At 39.2% G+C, this 12,311-nt stretch carries 11 protein-coding genes; 7 read left to right on the forward strand and 4 right to left on the reverse strand.

Annotated elements, in window-relative coordinates; translation table 11 throughout:
* The 5 genes from L654_RS0122440 to speD form a co-directional block, all read left to right on the forward strand.
* On the forward strand, window positions 1-271 hold a 271-nt coding region (locus tag L654_RS0122440), incomplete at its 5' end, for an arginine N-succinyltransferase (RefSeq protein WP_029753753.1).
* A gap of 15 nt (window positions 272-286) precedes the next feature.
* Window positions 287-1,756 carry a succinylglutamate-semialdehyde dehydrogenase gene (astD, locus tag L654_RS0122445; protein WP_007580085.1) on the forward strand — a complete coding sequence of 490 codons (1,470 nt, stop codon included), beginning with the start codon at window positions 287-289 and terminating at the stop codon, window positions 1,754-1,756.
* Window positions 1,757-1,888: 132 nt separating this feature from the next.
* On the forward strand, window positions 1,889-2,236 hold the full coding sequence (locus L654_RS0122450) for a DUF3802 family protein (protein ID WP_007580087.1): 348 nt from the start codon (window positions 1,889-1,891) through the stop codon (window positions 2,234-2,236).
* A gap of 86 nt (window positions 2,237-2,322) precedes the next feature.
* Window positions 2,323-2,736 (forward strand): OsmC family protein, encoded by a 414-nt coding sequence (locus L654_RS0122455; RefSeq protein WP_002958863.1) that lies wholly within the window; start codon window positions 2,323-2,325, stop codon window positions 2,734-2,736.
* An 88-nt stretch (window positions 2,737-2,824) separates the two neighbouring features.
* Window positions 2,825-3,637 carry an adenosylmethionine decarboxylase gene (speD, locus tag L654_RS0122460; protein ID WP_007376266.1) on the forward strand — a complete coding sequence of 271 codons (813 nt, stop codon included), beginning with the start codon at window positions 2,825-2,827 and terminating at the stop codon, window positions 3,635-3,637.
* A 52-nt stretch (window positions 3,638-3,689) separates the two neighbouring features.
* Here speD and L654_RS0122465 read toward each other — a convergent pair whose 3' ends face one another.
* Together L654_RS0122465 and L654_RS0122470 are read right to left on the reverse strand one after the other, a co-directional pair.
* Entirely contained in the window at window positions 3,690-5,033 is a 1,344-nt protein-coding gene (locus L654_RS0122465; protein ID WP_024609113.1) for a M24 family metallopeptidase, read from the reverse strand.
* 131 nt (window positions 5,034-5,164) lie between these two features.
* Window positions 5,165-6,454: an aromatic amino acid transport family protein gene (locus L654_RS0122470; protein ID WP_007580094.1), complete on the reverse strand. Its 1,290-nt coding sequence runs from the start codon at window positions 6,452-6,454 to the stop codon at window positions 5,165-5,167.
* A 450-nt stretch (window positions 6,455-6,904) separates the two neighbouring features.
* Here L654_RS0122470 and L654_RS0122475 point away from each other — a divergent pair, with 450 nt between their 5' ends.
* Both L654_RS0122475 and L654_RS0122480 read left to right on the forward strand, forming a co-directional pair.
* On the forward strand, window positions 6,905-7,702 hold the full coding sequence (locus tag L654_RS0122475) for an alpha/beta hydrolase (RefSeq protein WP_007580097.1): 798 nt from the start codon (window positions 6,905-6,907) through the stop codon (window positions 7,700-7,702).
* A 246-nt stretch (window positions 7,703-7,948) separates the two neighbouring features.
* Complete coding sequence (locus tag L654_RS0122480) at window positions 7,949-10,645, forward strand: P-loop NTPase fold protein (RefSeq protein WP_024609114.1); 2,697 nt, start codon at window positions 7,949-7,951, stop codon at window positions 10,643-10,645.
* 263 nt (window positions 10,646-10,908) lie between these two features.
* Here the strand turns inward: L654_RS0122480 and cysQ are convergent, their stop codons facing one another.
* On the reverse strand, window positions 10,909-11,679 hold the full coding sequence (gene cysQ, locus L654_RS0122485) for a 3'(2'),5'-bisphosphate nucleotidase CysQ (protein ID WP_024609115.1): 771 nt from the start codon (window positions 11,677-11,679) through the stop codon (window positions 10,909-10,911).
* A 9-nt stretch (window positions 11,680-11,688) separates the two neighbouring features.
* Window positions 11,689-12,282, reverse strand: coding sequence for an adenylyl-sulfate kinase (gene cysC / locus L654_RS0122490; protein WP_010555008.1), 594 nt, complete (start codon window positions 12,280-12,282; stop codon window positions 11,689-11,691).
* Between the last annotated feature and the right edge of the window lie 29 nt (window positions 12,283-12,311).

Below are 12,311 nucleotides of genomic sequence, written 5' to 3' on the forward strand. Positions count from 1 at the left end.
CTACGTAGACATTTTTGACGGCGGCCCAACGGTTGAAGCAAAAGTAGATAACATTGCGACTATTCGTAATGCACGTAACTTTAACGTTGAAATTGGCGAAATGACTGGCGACACCATAGTGTTACTAGCTAACGAAAAGCTTAATGACTTTAGAGCAACCGTTGCACCAATGACATTTGACGAGCGCGCAAAAAGCCTTATTTTATCGCAAGAAATAGCAGATGCACTGCATTTGCAAACTGGCGATATTGTTAGTGCAACCACGATTTAATTTAGGAGAAAGTATATGACTCATCCTGCACAATTTATAAATGGTCAATGGTCACAAGGCCAAGGCACAGAATTTAATTCAGTAAACCCTGCAAATAACGACGTTATTTGGCAGGCTTCATCGGCAACTGCGGCGCAAGTAGACACCGCAGTAAATGCAGCGCGCGAAGCGTTTTATGCATGGGCTGATAAAAGCTTTACTGAGCGTTTAGAAATAATTAAAGCATTCGCAGCGCAATTAAAAGAAAACAGCGAAGAGCTCGCTATTACTATTGCACAAGAAACAGGTAAGCCACTGTGGGAAACTCGCACAGAAGCGGGTGCTATGGTTGGTAAAATTGCCATTTCTGAAAAAGCATTTTTAGAGCGCACTGGCGACGTAGAAAACGCAATGCCACTTGGCCGTGCGATGATTCGTCATAAGCCACATGGTGTTGTAGCCGTATTTGGTCCGTATAACTTTCCGGGTCACTTACCTAATGGCCACATTGTGCCAGCGCTTTTAGCAGGTAACACGGTTGTGTTTAAACCGTCTGAACTTACTCCTAAAGTAGCTGAGCTTACGCTTAAACTGTGGGAAAAAGCAGGTTTACCAGCAGGTGTCATTAACCTTGTACAAGGTGAAGTAGAAACGGGTAAAGCCCTTGCTGCTCACAAAGGTATTGATGGCTTGTTCTTTACGGGTTCTTCGCGTACTGGTCATATTTTACATGAACAGTTTGCGGGTCAACCTGGCAAAATTTTAGCGCTAGAAATGGGTGGTAATAACCCACTTATTATTACTGACGTTGAAGACACTAAAGCGGTTGTTCACGATATTATTCAATCAGCGTTTATCTCAAGTGGCCAGCGTTGTACGTGTGCACGTAAACTATTTTTACCAACAGGTAGCAAAGGCGATGTGATACTTGAGCGTTTAATCACAGCAACTAAAGCGATTAAAGTAGGTAATTATGACGATGCAGACCAGCCATTTATGGGCTCTATGATCTCATCAGCTGCAGCTGCGGGTATGGTTAAAGCGCAAAACGAGCTTGTTGAGCTTGGTGGTGAAGTATTAGTAGAACTTGAGCACACAGCTAATACCGGCTTTGTAACACCAGGTATTATTGAGTGTACAAATATTAGTGACTTCCCAGATGAAGAGCATTTTGGACCACTTTTAAAAGTATTCCGCTTTGACGACTTTGACCAAGCCATTGATAAAGCAAACGATACAACCTTTGGTTTATCGGCTGGTTTATTAAGTGACAGTGCAGCAGATTACGACCATTTCTTACGTCGTATTCGTGCAGGTATTGTTAACTGGAACCGCCCAATTACTGGCGCATCAAGCGCAGCACCGTTTGGTGGTATTGGCGCATCGGGCAATCACAGAGCAAGCGCGTATTACGCAGCTGACTACTGTGCATACCCTGTAGCTTCAGTTGAGCTTGAAAAAGTAGCTATGCCAGCAACACTAAGCCCAGGCTTAAAAATAGATTAAGTAGTAATACTACTTAATTATTATAAAAGCAGCTTCGGCTGCTTTTTTTGTATTGCTAACGCGCAAAGCTAGCAATCAACAGCGCTTTCTGCTTAAATCAAAAATAATTAATTATACAAAGGTGGTACAAAAATGGTTTTAGATAGGCAAGGGTACGATGATTTGATCATGTATCTAACTCAAAATTTAGCATTGTTTGAGAAGCCAGGCGAAATAAAACCAGGTGCCCCAACAGTAATGGAATTAATCGAAGACGTTATTGCACAAAATGTGATGCTTATTTGCGAGCAGCACACAAACCTCAACACAGAGCAGCGTAGTCAAATTGTACGTGAAGTTGATGGCATAGTTTACGATTTAGAAGAAGTCCTCAGCAGCATCACCTCACAGCCTGTCACGGTTGAACAGCATGCCTTTATAGATGAATTTGCAGGTTTAGTAAAAAACCTCTTTGATAGCGCTTTAACACAACAATCTTAGCCATTTTATAGCCCTGCGTTGCATTTTCATTTGCAACTACGGCTAACTTGCTTACAATCAAGAAAATATTTTTTTGAGATATAACAATGCAAGCAAATGTAAAATGGGTTGAAGGCGATACGTTTATTGGTCGTTCTAATTCTAACCACAATGTTGTGTTTGATGGCGGCAGCGATAGTGCAGCACCAAGCCCAATGGAAATGGTTTTAATGTCAGTTGGCTGTTGTTCATCAGTTGATGTGGTTAGTATTTTAAAAAAAGCCAAACAAGATTTTTCAGATGTACAAGTACAACTAAGTGCAGAGCGCGCCGAAACAGCCCCACGTGTGTTTACCAAAATCAATTTACACTTTGTTGTTAAAGGCAATAATGTGTCTGAAAAGCACCTTGCACGCGCCGTTTCACTCTCTGCTGAAAAGTATTGCTCAGTTGCATTAATGCTTGATAAAACAGTAGAAATTACGCATAGCCACGAAGTTGTGCAAGATCAAGCAAAATAACGCTTTTTCCACGAGGGAAATTCGTATAAAATCCGCGAACTTTTCATTCTGCAGGTGCAGAACCCACTAATTTATAGGTTGGTTTATTATGAACAAACCCTTCGATAAACTTAAACTTCATGGCTTTAACAATTTAACCAAAAGTTTAAGCTTTAGTATTTATGATATTTGTTACGCAAAGACCGAGCAACAACGTAAAGAATATATTGAATATATCGATGAGCAGTACAGTGCAGATAGACTAACCGACATTTTAGGTGAAGTTGTTGATATTATTGGTGCTAACATTTTAAATGTAGCGCGCCAAGATTATGAACCGCAAGGCGCAAGTGTAACTATTTTGGTTTCAGAAGAACCAGTAGAAGAGCAGCAAAATTACGATGCTGACGAAGCACCAGGCCCATTACCTGATTCAGTTGTTGCGCACCTAGATAAAAGCCACATTTGTGTACACACATACCCAGAAGCTCACCCTGATGATGGTATTTGTACATTCCGTGCTGATATTGAAGTGTCTACTTGTGGCATTATTTCGCCACTTAAAGCGTTAAACTTCTTAATTCATAGCCTTGAATCAGACGTAGTAACAATTGACTACCGCGTTCGTGGTTTTACCCGCGACATAAACGGTGTTAAGCACTACATTGATCATGCTATTAGCTCGATTCAAAACTTCATGACAGAAGATACAAAAGAAGCGTACCAAATGATGGACGTGAACGTGTATCAAGAAAACCTGTTCCATACCAAAATGATGTTAAAAGAAACCGATTTAAACACGTATTTGTTCGGCCTTTCTACGGCAGATTTATCAGAGGGCGAAGAAGACGAAATTCGCTCAAAGCTGACCCGTGAAATGCAAGAAATATTCTATGGCCGTAACCTGCCAGATACAGAATAATAGCAACGAATTAAATTAAAAATGGCGCTCAGTGAGCGCCATTTTTTTTGCTTTATTTTACAAGCAATAGCTGTGTTTGTCGGCCATTTAAATACCAGACACCGCTTTTATCAAAAATAGCATCTTCCTCTAACATTATTCTTATTTCTTTATTCCACTGTTTTATAAACACAGCATTGTTAAGCTCAATTGAGTAAGCCGTATTTAAATGCAGCGGATAGTCACCATCTCCCGGTACACCTTGCTGAGAATCCCACATACCTAATGTAGTGCCAGCAGCGTGGCCATGATAGCCAAGAGGATGAGTATAAATAGTGGGTTTTAATCCCTGATCAATAGCGGCTTTTCGTGCTGCAGCTAAAACCTCATTACCGGTTTTACCTACCGCAAATTGATTGGTAAATATGTCTTGTAGTTTATTACCGCTTTTTAGTGCTTCAACTAAGTAACTAGGCGCACTCGTTTCGTTTTCTTTGAGCACATACGCATGCTGCTGCGTGTCGGTATTTAAGCGTAAATAAGTAATCCCAAAATCTACATGAAGCAAGTCACCGGCTTGTATAACGTTATCATCGTAGCCATTGGTAAAGCTTTCTTCATGATCGAACGACTTCGCATCGGCGCGCTGAATAGCAATACTTGGGTGAAACCATGTTTGTAGTTTTAGCTCTTTTACGCGCTCTCTAAACCACCATACCAAGTCATCGCTAGTTGTTTCACCAACCGTAATTGTTTTACCCAAAAACCCCTCTGCAATAATATGATGGGCAATAGCGACAATATGTTTATACATTTTAACTTCTTCAGGAATGCGTTGCTCTAACCACGCAACAGCAAGCGGCTCTGCAGAAATTATTTTATTGTGATAAGCGGCGGGCAAGTTAGCCATTAAGGTTTTGTAATCGCCTAGCACAAGGCCATCGGCATGTGCCCAGTCGGTAGAAGTATTAAGCGCAATATTGCGAGGTTTGTATTGCTCAATAAGTGTATTGAGTGCTTCCCACTGGCTTGGTTGTGTTTGTTTATCCCACCCTTTTTTAAATACGTTACCTATTTTATAAGGCGCAATAGCGTAAGCATCAACACCACCTTGTTTATTAAGTGCAAATAGCAAAATAGTGGTGCGTCTGGCTGAAAGCCATGTTGCAGGCAGCATTGTTTTTAATATTGGATCTTCGTTATATTCACGACTTATAAGTAGCCATATATCAGTGTTGTGCTGCTTCATTAACGAGGGCATTAAGGTATTAACTCTAAGCTCAGTTATTTTATCTATAAAAGCAGCGCGCTCTTTCATCGATAAAATAGCGGGAGCGTCATCAGCTTTAACAAAGAGGCTTAAAACAAGCGTAGTTAGCAAGCTTACATAAAGTAGGAGTTGTTTAGTAAAGTGCATAATTGTTTTATTTTTAGGCTAGTTAATTTATAACATGCCTGAAGAGCGACTATGAAAAAACAATTTGAGATAAACAGCACACAAAAAAAGCCCAGCTAAAAAGTAGCCGGGCTTTTGTATAAACAGTTTTATTACTTAAGCATACTGTATAAAAGTGCAAATACAGCAAGCGAGCCAACCGCTAATATAAATAGCGTGCTAAAGCGATTTCGGTATTTATTAAGTGCAGGTACTTTATAAACTGCAATCATTGGCATAATGAATAAAATCATCGCAATGATAGGGCCCGATAACTGATCCATCATGTCTAAAATACTTGGGTTTTTAACAGCACAAAACCAAATAGCTAAAAACATGATTAACACACCAATTTTATCGGTAACGCCAGCGCTTAAGCCTGTTTGTTTAGTTACTAAACCTGTAAAGCTTTCGCGTGCACCTAAAAAATGACCCAAAAACGACGATGTAATAGCAATAAAGGCAACAAGTGGCCCAAGTGTGGCAATAAACGAGTTATCAGTAATATTAGCAAGGTAGGATAAAACCGATACGTTAGCCGCTTTAGCTGCTGCCATTTGCTCGCCTGTAAGCGACAGCACGCAAGAGAACACAAATAACAGTACAAAGGTAATAAGTAGCAAGCTAGTGCGCTTTAAAATGGCCTCAGACTTACGTGTAGCTTGTTCGCCGTAATGACCGCGTTGCACATTTACAAAGCTTGAGATAGCCGCTGCGTGGCTAAACGAAAACACAATTATAGGAATCGATAACCACAATGTTTTACCAAAGCTGCCTATTTCAGGCACAGTCATATCTGGCATTTGCCAGCTAGGGATTAAATAAAGTGATAAAAAGAACAATATGCCCACAAGCGGATAAACTAAAATAGCAAAGGCACGTAGCATTAAGCGCTCGCCGCCCATCATTAAGCTAATCATACCTGCAACTAATACACCCGAAAGTAGCACGCGAGAAGGTGATTCCATCCCCATTTGATTAACCATAAAACTATCAACGGTATTGGTTAAACCTACACCGTAAATAAGCAAAATTGGGAATATAGATAAAAAGTACAACAAGGAAATTAACCGCCCCGCAGTCACACCAAAATGCTCTTCAACTACGTCGGTAAAATCGGCATCTTTATTTTTTGATGAAAGTACAAAGCGCGCTAATCCACGGTGCGCAAAAAAGGTCATTGGGAACGCTAAACACGCCATAATAATTAACGGCCAAAAACCGCCAATACCAATGTTAATAGGTAAAAATAAAATACCCGCACCAACGGCGGTACCAAATAAACTTAATGTCCACTGCGTATCGTGCAGGTTCCATTTAGTTTTTGTATTTGAATTTTTGCTTGAATTTGTGTGTGTGTTTGGTGATGCATTTGAAAGCGTTGCATCTTGAGATGTTGTCATGTGTGTGTGCTCATCCATTATTTAAATAATAATCGCGCGCAAGAATATAGTTTTTAGCTAAAAATTTCATGTTTTGAGAGGATTTGTAGACTAATTAATTAGACTCAATTGGAGGGTAAGTGTCATGAATACGAAACAGCGGTGTAAAAGTGAGCAAAAGCCTTAAATGGCAAGCCACATTATAGAGTTACTGTACGGGTAGGTTGGTTAGTTGGAGCGAAACCTAACACGCTATAGTGTCACGCGAGCAGCAAAGCCGAGATAGGCGGTTTTCATAACGTAAAATAGGGGAAGGTCATTTTATTGGTTTTCATTTAAAAATCAAAGTCTGCTCTCAAAAGCTGTTAAGTAGAAGCCATTGATCTCAACTTCATAAGAGATTTTTATTAAACTCCGTTATACTTCCTGCAATTGAATATGCCAAACGAAGTAAATAGGCCACTAACTGCAATGAGCAAAGAAATTCTTTTCCATACTACTTTTGCGCACGAAACCAGTAAAACATGGGTTGTATTTGTCCATGGAGCAGGTGGTAGTTCGGCAATTTGGTTTCGTCAGCTTAAAGCTTATAAAAAAGAATATAATGTGTTGTTGCTAGATCTTCGTGGTCACGGTAAATCGAATAACTTAGTACAAAACTTTGTTGATAATAATTATTCATTTAATAATGTCTCTAAAGACATTATCGATGTGTTAGATCATAACAATATCACCAGCGCACACTTTGTTGGCATTTCATTGGGCACAATTATTATTCGAAATATTGCTGAAATTGCGCCGCAATATGTTTCTAGCATGGTGCTAGGTGGAGCGGTTACTCGTTTTAATACGCGCAGTAATACATTGGTTTATTTAGGTAATACTTTTAAACACTTCCTTCCTTATATGTGGCTGTATCGCTTATTTGCTTTTATTATGATGCCGAAAAAGCGTCATAAAGAATCTCGACTTTTGTTTGTTCGTGAAGCAAAACGCTTGTGCCAAAAAGAGTTTATAAAATGGTTTAAATTAGCCATGGACGTAAATCCTTTAATGCAATATTTCAAAGAAAAAGACATTGATATTCCCATTCTGTACATTATGGGTAAGGAAGATCATATGTTCCTTGGCCCTGTTAAAGAAATGGTTAAGCGTCATAAAAATAGCGTACTGCAAACTATTCACCATTGCGGCCATGTCTGCAATGTGGAACGCCCTGACTTATTCAATCAGCACTCGCTTGCTTTTATTGCCCAGCAAAATCGTTAAGGGTTGTAGAAGCAATAGCCTGCTCTTTCTTTTTGACTTTCTCCCTAAACTCAAAATAAGACTTAAAGGAATAAACTTCACTTTTATATCAAAGCGTAGGTTGGGTAGAGCGAAGCGAAACCCAACATGTCATAGCGTCAGCGAATCGCAAAGCTAAGATAGGCGGTTTTATTTATTAAACTTGCTTATTCAATAATGTTCAATTGATATACACTGGTTAGGTAACGTATTGATAAGGATATTAAGTTGTCGCAAGTTAAAACTCTCCCTATTACAGCCACACGCTGGCTTTCTCTTTTATTGTGTGCAATTACCGCCGCAACAATTACTGTATTTTTAAGCAAAGTCGGTTTTGTACAAAAGGCATATTTAAGTTGGAACGCTATTTTAAATGCGAATCCAATCCTACATTACAGCTGTGCATTTTTAGCGGGTATTGGCATAAAGCTCCTGCTTGATAAGTTTTATATATCGCATACTAAACGCAGTATTGAGTTTAACTGGCGATATCCGCCTGTGACAATTGCTGTATTAGCATCATACTTTCTGACTGCTTTTTATATGCTAAGCACAGCACCAAAATTTGATGAAGCTGCGTTATACGCACAAAGCTTTATGAGCTTAAAATACCTAGCACTTACGTTTATTGGCATGCTCATAACCGTCATTTATCAGGCAAAGCTTTATACCCAAAAGCCAATTTTTACTGCTGTATTGGTTGCTCTATCGACTATGTATGTAGGTCTTGCTTATATAGCAGCTGCTTTTTATGTATTTATCAGCCTAGCTGCTAGTTATTTAATTTTAGCGATTTACTTATTGTGCAATGAATACAGGCAGAGCAAACAACAAAACTTTACTTCTGAAATTGAGCCGATTGAAACTAAAGAAAGCCCAGAACTAAAAACGTTAGAAGATTTCAGAGAATGGTTCAAAGATGATTCAACTATCAAAAGTACAGAAAGATTAGAGCCCGACTTACAGGTGTATGTAAAGCGTATCACCGAGCGGCTGCAAAATGGTGGTGATAAGTATGAAAAAAATTTAGCACAACACATAGCGCTATGTGGGCCTTATGGTTGCGGAAAAAGTAGTATCGTCGAAAGTATTGTGAATGATTTGGCAAAAAACTCTGCAAAAGATAGTACTTGGATACACAGCGATATATCTACTTGGGGCGCTGCAAGCGGTAGTGTTGCTCACGTGGTACTGAGTAATATTATCGATGATATAAGCCAGTATATTGATATGTGCGCCTTTCGTGCGTTACCGAAGCATTACACTGAAGCGTTGAAGTCTGGCGGTAGTGTATTTCAGTTTGCATCTACGTTACTCGCAGGCCCCGTTGATATTGAGGGAAGTTTTCAAAAGCTTAATGACGTTCTTGATGCAACCAACCACAAATTACTGATCACCCTGCAAGATGTAGATCGTGGAGCAGGCGATGAAAATGAAAAACGGTTAAATGATATTGCTGCACTGTTGGATAGATTGAAAAATCGAGATTTGAGTCATATCAATTTTATCGTCGTGATGGGGAATGAAAATGAAGTTGCCGCTGAAGTTATTTCAAAGGCGACTGATTATAGGGAAGATATTTTTACCATTGATTTGACTGAAAGGATATTTAATTACATTAAATTAAGTGTTGAAAGTGCAATTTCCCCTCATAAAAATACGGCTCATAAAAGTTATTATATTTTTGGTAATAGTGGGCTACTTGAAAAGCGAGATGGTGATATTTTTACTCTAAGAGGAAATACACCTGAGTTCTCAAAAAATAACCAAGATATACGGCACTTAAATGAGTTTATTACCTCATTAAGGATAATGAAAAAAATATTACGCAGAGTTGACCAAGTGTGGCAACCTAAAAAGTTGATGGGCGAGGTTAACTTTATGTCATTATTACAAGCTATTAGCTTGAAAGAAGTGAATTATTCTGCATTTATTAAGATGAAAATAAATAGACCTAAAATAATTGAAGAGTATGAAGGTAAAAGAATTAAGTCACTTATTGAAAAGATGTCTTCAAATGAAACGGGTAATATAGACGATAATTTAGAGCAATTATTAAAGCACTTATTCTGTACAAAGCCTCTTCTAGAAAGGTATCAATGGCTTATCCAAAAACAGAGGCTTAATGATCCTTTGACTAGTGAGCATGAAAAGAAGTCGATTTTAAATAATAGAGAAGAGATAAATTTAAATATGAATCGCCATACACAACAAAGTTTGGGGTGCATGACTTGGAATATAGATTATTTAAATAGAATATTATTAGAACAAATACCTAGTAATGGAGAGTTAAGTGATCAAGTCTTAATTGCTAAAATTATTGAGTTGAGGGAATCGCAAAGTATTGTTGTATTCTTAAATGAATGGTTGTCCCTCTCTGAAGAATATAGCCAGGGGGTTGAACGGTTTTTTTTCATACCTCGCTGTTGCAAAGATAGCACAAAAGGTTTAGTTAAATTTTTTGAGGCTGATACTCCAAGTTCCTGCATTTTGCAGTTTGCTGAACCGGGAAGAAATATAAACGAAAATATAGACTTAGCTATTACTTGGTTAATAGCAAATAACTTAGACCTAGAAAATTTCTATGAAGTAATAAATAAACTATTGTTTATTAAAGATGGTAGAGTTAATTTTGATCGCCTTTTAAAATATCTAGGATATACACATATAGTACCTGTTGAATATGAAGACATGTTAGATCAACTTAATTCTAATGATCTCGGAAAACTTATATTAACTTACTTAATGAAAAGTTATCAGAGTTACCACTCAAAACAACAGTTTTCAGATCTAACAAGTCAAAGGGAGTTCCATTACTTCGGAGAGCAGCTGTCAAGTTTTAGCATCGAAGCCCCCACAAACAGCAATGTAGCTCTCATTAATACGTCTAAACTACCTGCTTATGAGAATTTAAATGTTGTTTAGGTCGGAGGAGTTAGGAAACTCTATCGTGAGAGCGAACAATACTGTTATATTTCTCAGCAAAGCGTTTTAGTTTACTCTGTGATGAGGTTACTATTTTCAAATAGAATGTAGCTAAAGCCTCTTCTTGAGGAAATTAGAAACCAAAGCCTATTGTATAAGGCTTTATAGTTTAGTGCTCAACCATGTTGGGTTTCGTTCCACTCAACCCAACCTACGGTGTTTAGATTTACATTGAGCTGCTCGTGGCTAACAGCTCGAAGCTTTTATTCTTCCAACGCACTCACAATAAAATACGGATTTAAGTATTCATCTTTGGTGTTATAAATAAGTGGGCTGCCATCAAGCTTAGTGACTTTAGCACCGGCTATTTCGGCGATTGCATGGCCTGCTCCGGTATCCCATTCGCAGGTTGGGCCCAAGCGCGGGTAAATATCGGCGCTGCCCTCAGCGACTAAACACAGCTTTAGTGAGCTGCCTTTTGATACCATTTCAACCTCGTCAAAGCGTTTTACAAACTCGGCTAAATCGGGTGATGGGTGCGAGCGGCTGCCTACAACACGAATTAACCCTTTGTTAGGTTTAGTCGTTACTTTAAGCTCAATTCGCTCATCGCCAGTATCTTTAAATGCGCCAATTGCTTCGGCGGCTAAGTACGATACGCCAAGTGCGGGTGCATCTACTACTGCTAAAATAGGAGTGCCGTTTTTAATTAGGGCGATGTTTACGGTAAATTCACCGTTCTTTTTAATAAATTCTTTAGTGCCGTCGATTGGGTCAACTAACCAGTAGCTTTTCCACGTTTGGCGTACATCCCAGCTTATGTCGGCGTTTTCTTCACTAAGTATTGGAATATCAGGTGTGAGCTGTTGAAGCCCTGCCACAATCAATTTATGAGCTGCTAAATCGGCGTCGGTTACGGGGCTTTCATCGGCTTTGTACTCAACGTTAAAGTCCTTTTCGTAAATTCCCATTATCGCTTGGCCTGCTTTGCGGGCAAGGATGAGGGTTTCTTCTAGCAGTTCGGTTTGATTCATGGGGTTAACCTATATTATGTGCTTTTGTTTTAGATACGTTATCAGTTGTGTAACCGATTGGTCTAGGGTGTTTTTACTTGTATCTAAAATTATTTCTGGATTGTTTGGCACTTCGTAGCTTGAATCGATACCCGTGAAGTGTTTTATCTCCCCTGCGCGGGCTTTTTTGTATAAGCCTTTTGGATCGCGGCTTTCGCATACATCCAGTGGGGTATCGATAAATACTTCAATAAATTCGCCGTCATCTACTAGGCTGCGCACCATATCGCGCTCCGCTCTAAAAGGCGATATAAACGCAGTAAGTACTAACAAGCCAGCGTCGGTCATTAGTTTAGCGGTTTCGCCTACGCGGCGTATGTTTTCAATGCGGTCTTCGTCGCTAAAGCCTAGGTCTTTACATAAACCGTGGCGTACGTTGTCGCCATCGAGCAGGTAAGTGTGCGTACCTTGCTGATTAAGCGCCGCTTCTAGTGCGTTTGCTACGGTGCTTTTGCCAGAGCCTGAAAAGCCGGTAAACCATAAAATAGCGGGCTTATGTTTTTTTTGCTCACTACGCTGTGCTTTTGTAGTTGCGTAGTTATGCCAAACTATATTTTCATCCATAGTGAGAGTCTCTTATGCTGTGAGCGCAG

This window comes from Pseudoalteromonas sp. TAB23 (genome assembly GCF_000498075.1).
Lineage (GTDB): Bacteria > Pseudomonadota > Gammaproteobacteria > Enterobacterales > Alteromonadaceae > Pseudoalteromonas > Pseudoalteromonas arctica.